Origin of the sequence: Rhizobium sp. AC27/96 (assembly GCF_001692325.1) — a bacterium.
In the GTDB taxonomy this organism is placed as follows: Bacteria; Pseudomonadota; Alphaproteobacteria; order Rhizobiales; family Rhizobiaceae; genus Rhizobium.
In genome coordinates this window covers 936,694-953,377 of sequence record NZ_LXKN01000001.1, presented here as the reverse complement: position 1 = coordinate 953,377, position 16,684 = coordinate 936,694, and the positions used below count along the sequence as shown (strand labels likewise).

Annotated in this window: 11 protein-coding genes and 1 pseudogene; 3 read left to right on the top strand and 9 right to left on the bottom strand. The window is 60.8% G+C overall.

The window, feature by feature from the left end:
* Nucleotides 1-78: 78 nt before the first annotated feature.
* Both A6U86_RS04730 and A6U86_RS04725 read left to right on the top strand, forming a co-directional pair.
* A complete protein-coding gene (locus A6U86_RS04730) occupies nt 79-438 on the top strand; it encodes a MerR family transcriptional regulator (RefSeq protein ID WP_068387899.1) in 360 nt (119 codons plus the stop codon).
* 167 nt (nt 439-605) lie between these two features.
* Entirely contained in the window at nt 606-2,189 is a 1,584-nt protein-coding gene (locus A6U86_RS04725) for a Na+/H+ antiporter (protein ID WP_068386570.1), read from the top strand.
* A gap of 45 nt (nt 2,190-2,234) precedes the next feature.
* Here A6U86_RS04725 and mfd read toward each other — a convergent pair whose 3' ends face one another.
* Together mfd and A6U86_RS04715 are read right to left on the bottom strand one after the other, a co-directional pair.
* Complete coding sequence (gene mfd, locus A6U86_RS04720) at nt 2,235-5,735, bottom strand: transcription-repair coupling factor (protein ID WP_068386568.1); 3,501 nt, start codon at nt 5,733-5,735, stop codon at nt 2,235-2,237.
* Entirely contained in the window at nt 5,732-6,046 is a 315-nt protein-coding gene (locus A6U86_RS04715; protein WP_068386565.1) for a succinate dehydrogenase assembly factor 2, read from the bottom strand. The genes mfd and A6U86_RS04715 overlap by 4 nt, the downstream gene beginning before the upstream one ends.
* 173 nt (nt 6,047-6,219) lie before the next feature.
* On the opposite strand from A6U86_RS04715, the gene recG reads away from it, so the two are divergent.
* Complete coding sequence (recG, locus tag A6U86_RS04710) at nt 6,220-8,322, top strand: ATP-dependent DNA helicase RecG (protein WP_068386562.1); 2,103 nt, start codon at nt 6,220-6,222, stop codon at nt 8,320-8,322.
* Nucleotides 8,323-8,363: 41 nt separating this feature from the next.
* On the opposite strand, the gene A6U86_RS04705 is transcribed toward recG, so the two are convergent.
* The 7 genes and pseudogenes from A6U86_RS04705 to A6U86_RS04680 all read right to left on the bottom strand — a co-directional run bounded on the left by A6U86_RS04705 (nt 8,364) and on the right by A6U86_RS04680 (nt 16,672).
* Nucleotides 8,364-9,860, bottom strand: coding sequence for an esterase-like activity of phytase family protein (locus A6U86_RS04705; RefSeq protein WP_068386559.1), 1,497 nt, complete (start codon nt 9,858-9,860; stop codon nt 8,364-8,366).
* 231 nt (nt 9,861-10,091) lie between these two features.
* Nucleotides 10,092-10,793 carry a DUF502 domain-containing protein gene (locus A6U86_RS04700; protein ID WP_068386556.1) on the bottom strand — a complete coding sequence of 234 codons (702 nt, stop codon included), beginning with the start codon at nt 10,791-10,793 and terminating at the stop codon, nt 10,092-10,094.
* A gap of 179 nt (nt 10,794-10,972) precedes the next feature.
* Complete coding sequence (glmS, locus tag A6U86_RS04695) at nt 10,973-12,799, bottom strand: glutamine--fructose-6-phosphate transaminase (isomerizing) (protein WP_068386553.1); 1,827 nt, start codon at nt 12,797-12,799, stop codon at nt 10,973-10,975.
* Between the two features lie 115 nt (nt 12,800-12,914).
* On the bottom strand, nt 12,915-14,276 hold the full coding sequence (gene glmU / locus A6U86_RS04690; protein WP_068386549.1) for a bifunctional UDP-N-acetylglucosamine diphosphorylase/glucosamine-1-phosphate N-acetyltransferase GlmU: 1,362 nt from the start codon (nt 14,274-14,276) through the stop codon (nt 12,915-12,917).
* A gap of 102 nt (nt 14,277-14,378) precedes the next feature.
* Entirely contained in the window at nt 14,379-15,125 is a 747-nt protein-coding gene (locus A6U86_RS04685; protein WP_068386544.1) for a FadR/GntR family transcriptional regulator, read from the bottom strand.
* A 17-nt stretch (nt 15,126-15,142) separates the two neighbouring features.
* A pseudogene (locus tag A6U86_RS34595) lies at nt 15,143-15,453 on the bottom strand (sugar ABC transporter permease YjfF); the annotation flags it as partial.
* A gap of 142 nt (nt 15,454-15,595) precedes the next feature.
* Nucleotides 15,596-16,672: a BMP family ABC transporter substrate-binding protein gene (locus A6U86_RS04680; protein WP_068386542.1), complete on the bottom strand. Its 1,077-nt coding sequence runs from the start codon at nt 16,670-16,672 to the stop codon at nt 15,596-15,598.
* Nucleotides 16,673-16,684: the final 12 nt, after the last annotated feature.

Below are 16,684 nucleotides of genomic sequence, written 5' to 3'. Positions count from 1 at the left end.
TCCATTCGAGATTTCATCTGCGATAATCTGTTGGGTTACCCCACAGTCAAGACAGAATTCCAGAATTCGGAGACCATTATGCTGATTGGTGAACTGGCCGAGATTTCAGGCATGTCGAAAGACGGCATCCGCCACTACGAGCAGATGGGCATCATATCGTCCAGCCCGCGACAGGCAGGTTCACGGCGTTACAGGGACTATGATGCATCCGCCATCGCAACGATCGAAAAGGTTCGCCAGGCAAAGCAGCTCGGCTTTTCCCTGAAGGAGATCTGTCCCTTGTTAAAGGCCTATGCCGAGCAGGAGCCTACGGGACCACAGATCGTCGAGGTCCTTGATGAGCGTCTGAAGATCATTCGCGAGAAGATCGCTAAATTACGCGAGGTGGAAGACTTCATCCTCAAGAAGCTCAGCCACTACAAGGAGGCTTCCACCTAGCTGCCGAAAGCAGCAGGCCTGCTGCGCGGGTAGGTGTCTCGAGCTGCCCTTTGCAGATTGCGCGGCGAGACCTTCTCGATTCTGGCCGACCACCCGCCCGATTGCATTCCCCCGAGACAAACCCTTTAATAGCTTCGATAAAGAGGGACAGCACTCGGGGCGGGCGTATGGAACCAACACATTTATTCGAGTTGGTGATCGCGATGTTTGTAGCGATCATCGCACTTCATTATGCCGCTCACCGGCTCGGAATGCCGCCCTCCGTGGCGCTGCTTGCGGGTGGCGGGTTGATTGCCTTTCTGCCGGGATTGCCGACCATACAGATCGATCCGGCTCTGGTACTGGTCATCTTCCTGCCGCCTCTGCTTCTGGACGGTGCCTGGTCCATCGCTCTGGGGCGCGTTCGCCGCCACATGATCGGCATTGCCTCGCTCGCCATCGGTGCGGTTTTCTTCACGTGCGCCGTCGTGGCCATGGTGACCCATCTGCTGTTTCCCTCGCTCCCCTGGGCGGCCTGCGCAGCCCTCGGAGCCATCGTGTCGCCGCCGGACGCGGTGTCTGCCCGGGCGGTGCTGGAGCGCGTGAAGCTGCCCCGGCGTCTGCAAATCCTGCTTGAGGGCGAAAGCCTGCTCAATGATGCGAGCGGCCTGGTGCTCTTCCGTTTCGCCATCGCCGCCGGCGTGACCGGCGCCTTCAGTGCTGTGGATGCCGTGGGGAGCTTCTTCGTGCTGGCAATCGGCGGTGCGGTGGTCGGCATCGCTGTCGGCACGACATGGGTTCTGTTCGTGCGCCGGCTGGGCGACGAATATCTGATCATCGCCGCCACTGCGCTCCTGGCATGGATTTCCTACCTGCTCGGCGAACTGCTGCATGTCTCGAGCGTCATCGCGACGGTGACCACCGGCCTGATCATGAGCTGGCACCAGCACACCGTCCTGTCCGCTTCCACGCGCATGCGCGGCACGTCATTCTGGACCGTGATCGTCTTCCTCATGGAAGCCACGGTTTTCATCCTGATCGGCCTATCCCTGCGCGGTGTTGTCGAACGCGGCGGCGGTTTCGACGTGGTTCTCGCCACGATGGGATTGCCGATACTCGTCATCCTGATCGCGCTCACTCTCGCACGCTTTGCATGGACCTACGGCTCCGATTGGGTCATCAGCCTGTGCAATCTTCTGGGAGTTAAGCGCTATACTCCGCTCGGGTTCCGCGGCGCAACCGTGCTGGGTTGGGCTGGCGTGCGCGGGGTGGTCACGCTTGCCCTGGCACTGAGCGTGCCCGAAAACTTCCCCGGCCGCGACTTTATCCTGGTGACGTCGTTTGCCATCATTCTCGGGACCGTGCTTTTGCAGGGCACCACGCTTGGGTATGTCATCAAGTGGTCGCAACTGACGGAGCCGGAATCGGCCAAAGCTCGCTTCACCATGAGCCAGGCGGAAGCCGCCATGGCGCAAGCGCAATGGGCGACGATCCAGACATTGGCCTACGACAGCGAAGGCAATCTTATTCACCCGCAGCTGCTCAATCGCTATCAGACCAGAGCGGAAAAGATCGTCGACTATGCCGCGCGCACGGACGAGTACGCCCCCATGCTCCAGGCACATTTCGATGTCGTTCTGGAAGCGGTCGCGACCGGTCGCCGCGAACTCATACGGCTTCACCGCGCCGGAGATATCGACGATGAAACGCTCCACGAACTGGAGCGAGATCTCGATCTGGAAGAGCTGAGCGCGATTTCCGCAAAATCCTGATGGCTTTCAGGTGCGGAAAGCCGCGCAGCATCTCACTCAACCTTCCTATTTCGCCAGTTCCGCCAGCTGCGTCATGACGACAGCCGCACCCTGCAGCCGCTTTTCCGGCGTCGGCAGGTCGCGCGTCAGGAAGACGCTGTGGTCAGGGCGGATCTTGGCCATCGTGCCCTGCTTGGCGATATAGCCGACGAGATTGCCGGGGTTCGGGAATTCCTTGTTGCGGAATTGCACGACGACGCCCTTCGGGCCGGCATCCAGCTTCTCGACATTGGCGATGCGGCAGAGCGATTTGATGTAGACGATCTTCAGCAGATGCTGGACCTCGATCGGCATCGGCCCGAAACGGTCGATCATTTCGGCACCGAAACCGTCGATCTCCTTGATTTCAGTGATTTCGCCGAGGCGGCGATAGAGCGCCATGCGCAGATGCAGATCCGGCACGTAATTGTCGGGGATCATGACCGGCGTGCCGACTGAGATCTGCGGCGACCAGCCGGTGTCCTGGATCTCGTCGACGCCCTTGACCTCGGCGACCGCTTCCTCGAGCATCTGCTGGTAAAGCTCGAAGCCGACTTCCTTGATATGGCCGGACTGTTCCTCGCCAAGCAGATTGCCGGCGCCGCGGATATCGAGATCGTGGCTGGCAAGCTGGAAACCGGCGCCGAGCGTATCCAGCGATTGCAGCACCTTGAGGCGGCGCTCCGCCGTCGCCGTCAGCACCTTGTTGACCGGCAGCGTGAAGAGCGCAAAGGCGCGCACCTTGGAGCGGCCGACGCGGCCACGAAGCTGATAGAGCTGCGCAAGGCCGAACATATCGGCGCGATGAACGATCAGCGTGTTCGCCGTCGGCACGTCGAGGCCGGATTCGACGATGGTGGTCGAGAGCAGCACATCGTAACGGCCTTCATAGAAAGCGTTCATGATGTCTTCGAGTTCGCCGGCCGGCATCTGGCCGTGCGCGACCGCCACCTTCAGCTCCGGCACATCCGATTGCAGGAAGGCGTGGATATCGGCGAGATCAGCGAGGCGCGGACAGACATAGAAGCTCTGGCCGCCGCGATAATGCTCGCGCATCAGCGTTTCGCGGATGACCAGAGAGTCGAAGGGCGAGATGAATGTGCGCACTGCCATGCGGTCGACCGGCGGCGTGGTGATCAGTGACAGCTCGCGCACGCCGGTCATCGCTAGCTGCAGCGTGCGCGGGATGGGCGTTGCCGACAGCGTCAACACATGCACGTCGCTCTTCAGCTCCTTCAGGCGCTCCTTGTGCTTGACGCCGAAATGCTGCTCCTCGTCGATGACGAGCAGGCCGAGATTGGCGAACTGGATGCCCGCGCCAAGCAGCGCATGCGTGCCGACGACAATATCCGTCTTGCCTTCGGACACTTCCTTCTTTGTCAACGCCAGATCCTTGGCGCCAACGAGTCGCGATGCCTGCTGGATGCGAATGGGCAAGCCCCGGAACCGTTCGGAGAAGGTCTTGAAATGCTGCCGCGCAAGCAGTGTCGTCGGCACCACAACGGCGACCTGTGCGCCGTTCATGGCCGCAACGAAGGCTGCGCGCAGGGCCACTTCCGTCTTGCCGAAGCCGACATCGCCGCACACGAGGCGATCCATCGGCCGGCCGGCGCCGAGATCGTCACGCACCGCCTCGATGGCATTCATCTGGTCTTCGGTTTCGTCATAAGGGAAGCGGGCGGCAAACTCGTCATAGAGGCCGTCCGGGGTGCTGAGCACCGGCGCGTGCCGGGTCAGGCGCTCGGCCGCAATGCGGATCAAAGCTCCGGCCATATCGAGCAGGCGCTTCTTGAGCTTGGCCTTGCGCATCTGCCAGGCGCCGCCGCCGAGCTTGTCGAGCTGCGCCTCGGTGCCCTCGCCGCCATAGCGCGACAAGAGATCGATGTTTTCGACCGGCAGGAACAGCTTCGCGTCGTCGGCATATTGCAGTTCAAGGCAGGCATGCGGAGCACCCGCCGCCTCGATGGTCCTGAGGCCGACGAAACGGCCGATACCGTGTTCGGCATGAACGACTATCGAGCCTTCGTCCAGGCCCGCCACTTCCGAGATGAAATCGGCGGCACGCTTGCGGCGCTTGGAGCGACGCACCATACGGTCGCCGAGAATGTCCTGCTCGCCGATAATGACGAGATCACCGGCCTCGAAGCCCGCTTCCAGGCTGAGCACGGCCGCTGCCGCCTCGCCTTTCGCCAAGCCGCCGAGATCCTTGAAAGCCTCGATCGTCTTGACGCGTGCCAACCCGTGTTCCGCAAGCACCTGCAGCAGGCGGTCGAGCGAGCCCTCCGTCCAGGCTGAAATCAGCACCTTGGCTCCAGAGGCACGCTTGTCGGCGATATGCTTGACGACGGCATCGAAGACGTTCACGCGTTCGCTGTCAGCACTTTCGGTCGCCGAACGCGCCCAGCGCGGCCCCTGGCGGGCGTCGATGCTCAGAACGCGGCGCGCCTCGCCCTCATGTTCGTTGAACGGCGATATGCGGACTGAGTTGAACGCGTCAAGCGCTTTGCCGAAGGTACCGCCGTCGAGATAGAGCTGGCCCGGCGTGACGGGCTTATAGGGCGTGCCCTGTCCCATCTGGCTCTTGCTTTGCTGGCCGGAGTTCAAGCGAGCGTCGTAATAGTCGAAAACGAGCTTGGAGCGCTCCTCGGCGGCCTCGCGCACCGTATGGTCCGTCACCAGCCGGAAGCCCTTGAGATAGTCGAAGACCGTCTCCAGCTTCTCGTAGAACAGCGGCAGCCAATGCTCCATGCCCGCGTAGCGGCGGCCTTCGGAAACGGCGAGATAGAGCGCATCGTCGCGAGTAGCGGCGCCAAAGGCGGAAAGATAATTCTTGCGGAAACGGCTGATCGTATCCGGCGTCAGCGTCACTTCGCTCATCGGATTGAGATCGAGCGAGCGGACCTGCCCGATCGTGCGCTGGCTGGCGGGATCGAAGCTGCGGATGCTTTCCAGCGTGTCGCCGAAGAAATCGAGACGCACCGGTTCTTCCGTACCGGGAACGAAGACATCGAGAATGCCGCCGCGCACGGCAAATTCCCCGACTTCGCGCACGGTGGCAACGCGATCAAAGCCGTTGCGCTCCAGGCGGCTGGCGATGTCGTCCATGCGCACCTGGTTGCCCGGTCTTGCCGAAAACGCCAGGCTCTCGATGATATCCTGCGGTGCCACCTTTTGCAGCATGGCATTGACCGTCACCAGCACGATCGCGGCATGCGGCTTGCGGTGATACGCGATCAGCCCGGAAAAGGCAGCCAGACGGCGAGCCGAAGTATCGGAGCTCGGGGAAACGCGGTCATAGGGAAGACAATCCCAGGCCGGCAAACTCAACACCGGTATTTCGGGCGCAATGAAGCCGAGCATCTGCTCGACGTCGGCCATATGCTGTCCATCGGACATGACATAGGCGACCGGCTGACCGGCCCTTGCCAACTCGGCAAGCAGGAACGGCTCCATGCCGGCCGGAACATGACCGACCGTCAGCGGCTCGCTTGCGGCGAGCACCTTCTTCGCGTCGAAACCGGGAATCATTTCGTTAAACCAAACCTTTCGGCGATCTCTTCGAAATCGGGCTTGTAGGATCCGATACGCTCGAACAGCGGCGTCTGGAGATGCTGCGGTATCGGCTCGGTGCCGAGGATCCACTTGACGAGATCGTTGTCCTCTTCATCCATGATCCGCTCGAGTTCGTCGAGATCGGCTTCCGCCAAGCCCGGCAGCTCATTATCGGCGAACTGCCCGAAGACCAGATCCATCTCGCGGATGCCGCGATGCCAGCAGCGAAAAAGGATGCGCCGACGGCGGGGATCGAGATCGGCACTGCTGAGGGTGAGCCCAGTCATCAAAAACACCTTTATGTTGATGCGTCTCTATAAAACCAGCAGGGAAAGGTGGGAACCGATTTTTCAGAAAAAAGCGTCCCGGACGCAATTTTCCGGGGAGTGTTGGCCTCAATGGAGAGGAGTTTCCGGCCGCCCCTTGCCAAATCCACCCTGCCCGTCGCATTTTGCCCGCCATGCGCCCCGCCATCCTCGACCCTCTGTTTGCCTCCATCTCCTCGCTGCCCGGCGTCGGGCCGAAGGTATCCGAACTGCTGGTGAAGCTGCTCGACCGCGAGACGATCGACGATTGCCGGGTCATCGACCTCCTGTTTCACGCGCCGCATTCCATCATCGACCGGCGCGAGCAGCCCGGTATAGCCAGGGCGCCACAGGGCACGATCGTCACCATTACCGGCCGCGTCGACCGTCACCAGGCGCCGCCGCCGCGCAGCAACGCGCCCTATCGCGTCTACCTGCACGACGAGACCGGAGAGCTGGCGCTGGTCTTCTTCCGCGGCAAGGCGCAATGGCTGGAAAAGCAGCTGCCGCTCGATGAAACGGTAACCGTCAGCGGCAAGGTTGACTGGTTCAACGGCCGGCCATCGATGGTGCATCCGGATTACATTATGCGCGAGAGCGAGGCGGAAAACCTGCCGCTGGTCGAGCCGGTCTATCCGCTGACGGCCGGCCTCTCGCCGAAGTTCCTGCGCAAGACCATCGAGGCCGCACTGCCGCGCATGCCTGAACTGCCGGAGTGGGACGATCTGGCTCTGGCACAGAAGCAGGGCTTCCCCTCGATATCGGACAGCTTCCACATGCTGCATGCGCCGCGAGATGCAGCCGATATCGATCCGCAGACGCCGGCGCGCCGCCGGCTTGCTTATGATGAATTCCTAGCCGGGCAGCTCTCGCTATCGCTGGTGCGCCAGCGGCTGCGCAAGGTCGCCGGGAAGCCTGTGCATGCCACGGGAGAAATCAGCAGCAAGATATTGGAATCGCTGCCCTTCTCGATGACCAACAGCCAGCGTGAAGCGGTGGCGGATATTCTCAAGGATATGGCCGGCACGGAGCGCATGCTGCGGCTGCTGCAGGGCGATGTCGGGGCCGGCAAGACGCTGGTGGCGCTGATGGCGATCGCCGCAGCGATCGAGACCGGCGGTCAGGCGGTGTTGATGGCGCCGACCGAAATCCTTGCACGGCAACATCATACGACGATCTCAAAATTCGCAGCAAATGCAAATCTTTCGGTGGAAGTTCTCACAGGGAGGACGAAAGGTCGTGAGCGAGACGCCATTCTCGAGCGCATAGCCTCCGGGGAAGCGCAGATCATCATCGGCACGCATGCGCTGTTCCAGGACAGTGTCGCCTATGCCAATCTCGTGCTGGCCGTGGTCGACGAGCAGCATCGCTTCGGCGTCCACCAGCGCCTGCGCCTGACGGCAAAGGGCATCTCACCGCATATGCTGGTCATGACCGCGACGCCCATTCCGCGAACCCTCGTGCTGGCCGCCTTCGGCGATATGGACGTCTCCAAGCTCACAGAGAAGCCGGCCGGGCGCAAGCCGATCCAGACGATCACCATTCCGAACGAGCGAACCGGCGAGATCGTCGGTCGGTTAAAAAGCGCGCTATCGGAAGGCAAGAAAGCCTATTGGATATGCCCACTTGTGGAAGAATCCGAAGAATCTGATTTAATGTCCGTCGAGGAGCGTCACGCGACATTGACGAGCGCACTCGGCCCTGGCATCGGCCTTATTCATGGCCGGATGAGCGGTCCTGAAAAGGACGCCGTCATGATGGCCTTCAAGAATGGCGAGATACGGCTGCTGGTCGCGACAACCGTCGTTGAAGTTGGCGTCGACGTTCCCGATGCGACGATCATGGTCATCGAACATGCCGAACGTTTCGGCCTGGCGCAGTTGCATCAGCTGCGCGGTCGCGTCGGACGTGGCGACGAAGCCTCCACCTGCATCCTGCTCTATAAGGGGCCGCTTGGTGAAACCGGACACGCCCGGCTGTCGATCATGCGCGACACCGAGGATGGCTTCCGTATCGCCGAGGAGGATCTGAAGCTGCGCGGTGAAGGCGAGCTTCTGGGCACGCGCCAGTCCGGCACGCCGGGCTTTCGCATCGCCAGCCTCGAAGCCCATGCCGATCTTCTGGAAATCGCCCGCAAGGATGCCGCCTATATCATCGAGCGCGATCCGGAACTGACCGGAGAGCGCGGCATGGCGATACGCACCTTGCTCTATCTCTTCCGCCGCGACGAGGCGATCCGTTTCCTGCGAGCAGGATAAATGGATGGACGCGCCGACCGCGTCCACCCTCTCTCAAAGGCTTACTTGCCGGCAAGACCGGGAATGGTCACCTGGAACACCTGGAACATAGTGTCGACATCGGCGCCACTATCATCCTTGTAGGCGGCTCCGACCTGGAAACCATCCTGGGTGATGAAGTCGTTGTCGTTGGCGACGAACAGGAAGTAGTCGTCCGGCAGCTTCGGGTCCTGAACGCTGGCAAGCGACATGGCTTCCCACTTCTCCGAAAGATTGCTGCGATCGTTCGGGGCACCATTGTGCAGGCCGAAGCGAGCGAGATCGGCGCCATCGTTGATGTCGATGAACTGGCTGACCGCCGCCGGCTTTACAGTGGAGTCGAGAACGCCCTTGGGTGCGACCGATGTGCCGGTATCGAACTTGCTACCGGCAATGTCCGTGGCGGAGGAAACGTCGACAATGTCGATGCTGCGGTAGAGGGATTTGTCACCCTTCTGACCATAACCATTGCCACTATCGCGAGCCAGCATCAGGAAGCTCGTCGGCGAGAGCGCCACGATTTCGCTCTGGGCGGCAACCACCGTCTTGCCCTTTTCATTGGTGAAAACTGGCAATGGCACGACATATTCATGCACCAGTTTCAGATGAGCGACATCGGAAGCGTCATAGACAAGCGCGCGCGTGTTCTGCCGTGTCGAGCCGGAATCGCCGCCATCCTGGCGGGTCGCCGATTGCAGTACGGCAATCAGGAACTTGCCGTCCGGGGTCAAAGACATGCCTTCGAAGCCCTGGTTGTTCTGCCGTCCGCTTGTTGGATCCTTCGGATCGGGAGCAGCTTCGCCGGGGCCTGGATTGTTCGAGGAGAAATTCACGGCGCCATTACGCATCGGCAGGAATGCTTCCGGCGGTGGCGTGGCCGACAGCATCCGGCCATCCGCCGAGAAGCGATAGATATAGGGACCGTATTCATCGCTGATGAACATCGTGCCATCGGGCAGACGGGCAATGGCTTCATTGTCGAGCGAGATCTTGCCGTTCGGCGCTTCGGGCAACAACGGCATACCGCCTTCAGCACGGCGGGTGCCATTGGCGGGATCGAGACCAGTCGCCTCGACACCCTTATCATCCTTCAGAAGCAAGGTGTCAGCAAGCTTGGCGTCGACACCCGATTGCTCCTTGCCGGCCGGCGGCGTAGCTCCCGGAGCGACCGGCGTCAGCAGGATATCGATCGTGTTAAGGCGTGCGCGATAGTCCGTGGTGCCTGCAACATTGTAGCCGCGATCCGGCAGCAGCCAGAGCGAGCCCTTGTAGGTGCCGTCGGGATTGCTGGTCCAGCTCTTGGTGTCGATAGACATTCCAGAGCCCGAGCCGAAGGTCTCGCCGAACTTGTCGCGCTGGTTGGCCGGAATGCGGCCGATGGCGACCCGGCCCTTGTTGACGAGCGTCAGGCCCTGAACGGCTACCGAAGTATCGGCAAGTGCTGCGACCGGCGCAGCGAAAACAAATGTGGCAAGCGCCGCCGACAGCAGCGGCAGGCTCTTCGAACGCATATATTTCAAGGCAATATCCTCCTGCTGAAAACCCTTGCGGAGACAGCGGCATCATCCTCGGCCTGGTCCAGAGCCTTGCGTCGAAGAGCAATCGCCCGGCGCCCAAACTCCGAGCACTCAATGATGAAATACGTCCGGTTGCCTGTCCCCATCGACGATCTAAGGCGTCAACATGATAGGCGCATGACAATTCGCGCGGCGCGCGAAGATGGGCGACCGACTATGGAAACAGAGCCGTCCCTAGGTCAGGGATTTCATTGGGACCGGTGCGCGCAGGCCCTTCGCCGCAACCAGCTCTTCCTTATATTCGGGCGAAACCAGGCCGCCGGAAATCAGAAGTTTCGCGCCGTCCTCGGGGCCCATGTCGAGCACCGTGATCTTTTCGCGCGGGACGAAAACCAGGAAGCCTGCTGTCGGCACCGGTGTCGGCGGCAGGAACACCGCGACCATATCGTGACCCATGGCATTGAATTTCGAGGCAATCTCGCCCTTGGCATCGGTCGAAATGAACACCATCGACCAGAGGCCGGGGCTTGGATATTCGATCAATCCCACCTTCTTGAACGAAGTGCCCTGCTCCTTCAGCACCGTCTCGAAGATCTGCTTGACGCTCTTGTAGATGCTTCGCACCAGCGGAACGCGATTGACGATCGACTCGCCGAAACGAACGATGCTTTGCCCGATCAGGTTCTTGGCCAGGAAGCCGACGATCGTGATGAAGATCATCGCGATCACCAGGCCGGTGCCCGGGACAGCGAAGTTCAGATAGCTCTCAGGATCGTAGCGCGCGGGAATATAGGGGCGAACCCAGCTGTCTGCCCAATGGACGACGGACCAAGTAAGCCAGATCGTAATGGCGATCGGAGCGCAGATGATGAGGCCGGCCAGGAAGTTGTTTCTGATCCGCGTCGTCACGGACATCTTGATGAGTTTCTCAGTCATGTGCCGTTCGAAAACTCCATTCCGCCGCCTAGCGCTATCAGGCAAATCCTCCCCCAACCTCTCCTCAAGGAAAAGTGCCAGAAATCGATGTGGCACACAACCCGGCTGTCATCCCGCCGCGCCGAACGGAGCTCTCGCTCACGACGACGTGACCGCCGGGACCGAAATGGAGCTAGGCCCTACTCCACAGTCACCGATTTGGCGAGGTTGCGCGGCTGATCGACGTCCGTGCCCATGAAGACGGCAGTGTGATAGGCAAGCAGCTGAATCGGCAGCGAGAAGATGATCGGCGCGATGATCTCGTCAACGACGGGCAGAGTAATCGTCGCCATGGTCGGTAGCGTCGATGCGGCGGCACCCGCTTCATCGGTGATGAAAATGATTCGGCCGCCACGTGCCGCCACTTCCTGCATGTTGGAAACCGTCTTGTCGAAGAAGCGATCGTGGGGAGCGATGACGATGACGGGCATATTCTCGTCGATCAGCGCAATCGGCCCATGCTTGAGCTCGCCGGCGGCATAACCTTCGGCATGAATATACGAGATTTCCTTCAGCTTCAGCGCCCCCTCCATAGCGAGCGGGAAGCTGGTGCCACGGCCGAGATAAAGCACATCCTTGTATTTCGAAATGTCGCGCGAGAGGCTTTCCATCTGCGGCTGAATGATATTGAGCACCTGCGCCATGATGCGCGGCATCTCGACGAGGTGGCGCACCATTTCCTTTTCGTCCGCAGCACTGATGGTGCCGCGGGCGACGCCCGCTCCGATCGCCAGGGAGGCGAGAACGGCAAGCTGGCAGGTGAAGGCCTTGGTCGAGGCAACGCCGATCTCGGGGCCAGCCATGATCGGGAACACCGCATCGGATTCGCGGGCGATCGTCGATTCCTTGACGTTGACGACGGCACCGATCTTTAGACCATTGTCCCTGCAATAGCGCAGAGAGGCCAAGGTATCGGCCGTCTCGCCGGACTGCGAGATGAACAACGCCGCCTGTGTAGGCGACAAGGGCATTTCGCGATAACGGAACTCGGAGGCTACATCAATTTCGACTGGAAGCCGGGCATAGCGCTCGAACCAGTATTTGCCGATCAGACCGGCGAGGTAGGCCGTACCGCAAGCTGAAATCGCCAGGCCGGAAACCTTGCCGAAGTCGATTGCCGATACGCTCGGGCGCACCTGATGGCTGGCGAAATCCACATAATGGCTGAGCGCGTGCGAAATGACCTCCGGCTGCTCGTAGATTTCCTTTTCCATGAAGTGGCGATGGTTGCCCTTGTCGACCACATAGGCGGTCGCCTGCGAGATCTGGCGGGGCCTGCTCACTTCCTTGCCGTTGAAATCGATAATGGTCGCACCACCATGGGTGACGATCGCGCAGTCGCCATCGACGAGATAGGTGATCTCATTGGTGAAGGGAGCGAGCGCAATGGCATCCGAACCGAGAAACATCTCTCCCTTGCCGTATCCGACCGCGAGCGGCGGACCGGAACGAGCGGCCATCAGCGTGCCGGGATCGTTTTCAAACATCACGGCCAACGCATAAGCGCCGGTGACGCGATTCAGCATCTTCAGCATGGCAGCACGAGGCTCAAGGCCGTCGCGGATGTAATTCGCCAGCAGATGCGCCACCACTTCAGTATCCGTCTGCGAGACAAATACGCGGCCCTCTGCCTTCAATTCCTCACGTAGTTCGGAGAAGTTTTCGATGATACCATTGTGCACGACGGCGACGCCGTCGACGAAATGCGGATGGGCGTTGGTTTCATTGGGAACGCCGTGAGTTGCCCAGCGCGTATGAGCGATGCCGGTGGTGCCGGGTAGCGGGTTTGCTTCCAGGTGCTTTTCCAGATTGAAAAGCTTTCCTTCCGCGCGGCGGCGATCCATCGCGCCTTCATGGATGGTCGCAACGCCAGCCGAATCGTAGCCGCGGTATTCGAGGCGCCGCAGCGCATCCACCAGGCGGTCCGCCACCGGCTTCGTTCCGACGATCCCAACAATACCGCACATACAACTCTCCGTCTGGCCTCAGTTACGAGGGCAAGTCCTAATCATTCCTGCAATTTTCTCAATTGCCGCAACGGTCACTTTCGATTTCGGACCGTTACGCGTGACGCCCAGGGGTTTAGTGGCTGCCCTTCTTTGCTGCCTTGATGGCAAGGGCGCGTTCGCGCAGGGCCTTGGCGCGTTCCGGCTTGATCTCCTGACGCGCACGCCCGAAGGCCAGTGCATCGGCAGGAACGTCGTCGGTGATGACACTTCCGGAGGCAATATAGGCGCCATCGCCGATATGCAGGGGCGCCACGAGCGAGGAGTTGGAGCCGATGAAGGCGTTGGCGCCGATATGGGTCTCGAACTTGTTGACCCCATCATAGTTGCAGGTGATCGTGCCCGCGCCGATATTGCTGCCGGCGCCGATGGCCGCATCGCCGATATAGGTCAGATGATTGACCTTGGCGCCTTCGCCGATCTTGCCGTTCTTCACCTCGCAGAAGTTGCCGACCTTTGAGCCGCTGGCGAGATCGGCGCCAGGCCGCAGCCGCGCAAACGGCCCAACCGTCGCGCCGACGCTGACATGGGCGCCCTCGACATGCGAGAACGCGTGGACGATCGCGCCGCCTTCGATGACGGCGCCGGGGCCGAAGACCACATTCGGCTCGATCAGCGCATCCTGGCCGATGACGGTGTCATAGGCGAGAAACACGGTCTCGGGCGCGATCATGGTGACACCCGACAGCATCAGCTCGTGACGCCGCCGCTCCTGCCAGAGGCGTTCGATGAAGGCGAGTTCGGCGCGATTATTGCACCCGGTCATCTCGACCTCCGGTGCATCGACGGCCACGGCGCGACCGCCGAGCGAGCGGGCGATTTCAACGAGGTCTGTGAGGTAATATTCGCCCTTGGCATTGCTGTTGCCGATGCGATCGAGCAGATCCAGCGCCTTGCGACCATTGATCGCCATCAGACCGCTGTTGCACCAGGTAACCGCCAGCTCGGCATCCGTCGCATCCTTGGCTTCGCGTATGGCGATGAGTTCGCCATCCTTGACGAGCAGCCGGCCGTAGGCATTCGGGCTGTCGGTGTGAAAACCGATGACGACGATGTCATTGCCTTCAGCGAGGCCTTGGCGCGCAGCGCGCAGCGGGACGTCGGTCAGCAACGGCACGTCCCCGTAGGCAACGATGATGTCGTCATAGCCTCGTGCAATCGCCTCGCGCGCTGCGAGCACAGCATGGCCGGTGCCGAGGCGCTCCTCCTGCAGATAGGATTCAACCGTAATTCCGCCTATCGATGCAGCCGCGCTGACTTCATCGGCGTTGCGCCCGACGACAAGTGCTGCCGCCGAAATATCGGTCTTGGTGATCGCCTCCATGACATGGGCGATCATCGGCCGGCCGGCGATCGGGTGCAGCACCTTCGAGATCGACGATTTCATGCGGGTGCTGTCGCCGGCGGCGAGGATGATGGCGAGGCAGGTGCGTTCCATTACAGGCTCCGAGGTGTACGATCAGGCAGTGCCCGCTGTCGGGCACAGTTTCCTAATAGCAACTAGTCGAGTGGCTAACTACGGCGAAATTAGCAGCGGCACTCAAGCCTCGGCAAGAGCCGCAAAAGCTTCAAGGACATGTTGACGTCCGTCGACGATGACGAACTCCATAGCCTTGTGGGCAGCAACGGTATCCCGCGCAGCAATGGCTTCGACGATTGCCATGTGCGTGTCCGCTATGTTGCCGAAGCCTGTTGTGGAACTCGGCGCGCTCATGCGGAACATGCCGACCAGCGCGGCCTCGATCAGGCCGCCGAGCGAGCGCATAAACGGGTTTTGCGATGCCTCGGTGATGGCCAGATGAAAATGCAGATCTGCAACGGCCAGGCTGTCCGACGTGTGATGGGGAGCGGCCATGGAAGCCGCGAGGCGCCGCAACAGATCGATGTCTTCACGGCTGGCGCGCTCCGCCACAAGGCTGGCGGCAAACGGTTCGAAGGCCATGCGTATATCGTAGAGATGCAGAAGGAATTCCTTGTCGATCCCGCTTTCGAAATGCCAGTTGAGCACATCGTTGTCGAACATGTTCCAGTAGATCTTCTCGGTGACGCGTGTGCCGACGCGGGCGCGCGGCACGACCAGCCCTTTTGCCGCCAGGGTCTTCATGCTCTCGCGCAGAACGGTGCGGGATACTTTGAACCGTAAGAGAAGGTCGCTGTCGCCAGGGAGAATGCTGCCGATCGGAAAATCACCCGATACGATTGCCTTGCCGAGGTCGTCGACCACCTGCGCATGGCTCGTCCGCGACTTCCCCTCGGTTTTTCTCGTATCAAGCAGTCTGCTACGCAAAGCACCCCGTCCTTCCCTTAGACGTCATGTCGATTTAAACGGGAAAGCAGCAGAAGATCCTTCTGCATCAGAATAGGGGCAAACAGCAGCAAGCCGATCAGGCCTTTGTCCATCTACTGGAAAACATTCCATCAAAGGTGGCGCAGGTCTGTATCAGGCCCTGTATGAGAATTCCGATGAGTGTTCCTCCGCCGAACTCCGCTCCTCCCGTTAGCAGTGTTCCGCCCGTGACCACGACCGCAACTGAGCCAAGCTCGGCGCCGACCATGGCAAGCGAATATCCCGCTGATGTATAAATGGAAAAAACGATTCCGGATAGATCAGCGACGTCTCTCCCAAGGGCCGTCTCCTCGGCCCGAGATCAGAAACATCATACAGTAATACTTTTGTAAATCGGCATTCGATGGTGCGGCGCAGCAAAAAAGGGGCGCCATAGGCACCCCTTTTCAACTCACTTTATCTTTCGGCGGTTACTTCGAAGCCGGCAGCTTGTCATCGACGCCTTCGATGTAGAAATTCATGCCGAGCAGCGTACCGTCATCGGCCTTCTCGCCAGCCTTCAGCCACGGTGTGCCGTCCTGCCTGTTGATCGGGCCGGTGAAGGGTGCCAGCTCGCCTGACTTGATCTTGGCTTCGGTTTCCTGCGCCATCTTCTTCACGTCGTCAGGCATGTTTGTATAGTCGGCCATCTTGAGGATGCCGTCCTTCAGACCATCCCAGCTCTGCTCGGACTTCCAGGTGCCATCGAGCAGCGCATGAACGCGCTTGGAGTAGTAGTTGCCCCAGGTGTCGACGATAGCGGTCAGCTGCGCCTTCGGGCCGGCGGCGATCATGTCGGAGGCCTGGCCGAATGCGTGGATGCCACGCTCCTGAGCCACCTGCATCGGTGCCGTGGTGTCGGTGTGCTGGGTCAGGACATCAACGCCCTGGTCAACCATGGCCTTGGCGGCGTCGGCTTCCTTGCCCGGGTCGAACCAGGTGTTGACCCAGATGACCTTGAGCTTGAAGCTCGGATCGATCGAACGGGCGCCCTGCTCGAAGGAATTAATGCCCATGACGACTTCCGGGATCGGGAAGGAGGCGATGTAGGCGGCACCGTGGTTCTTCGACGTCTTCGCCGCGATCTGGCCGAGGATGTAACGGCCTTCATAGAAGCGCGAATTGTAGGTGGCGAGGTTCGGGCCGCTCTTGAAGCCGGTGGCGTGTTCGAACTTCACCTTCGGGAACTTGGCGGCAACCTTGACGGTGGCGTCCATGAAGCCGAACGAGGTCGAGAAGACCAACGAGCAGCCGGAACGGGCGAGGCGCTCGATGGCGCGCTCGGCATCCGGGCCTTCCGGTACGTTTTCGAGATAAGGCGTCTCGATCTTGTTGCCGAATTCCTTCTGGATCTGCTGGCGGCCGAGGTCATGCGCCTGCGAATAACCGCCGTCCGTATGCGAGCCGACGTAAACAAAGCAGACCTTGGTCGGGGCCGCTTCGGCGGCAGCGGCGAAACCAACGATGGCAGCGGCTGTCGTTGAGAGGGCGAGTGCTAGTTTTTTCATGGTTACCCCTGT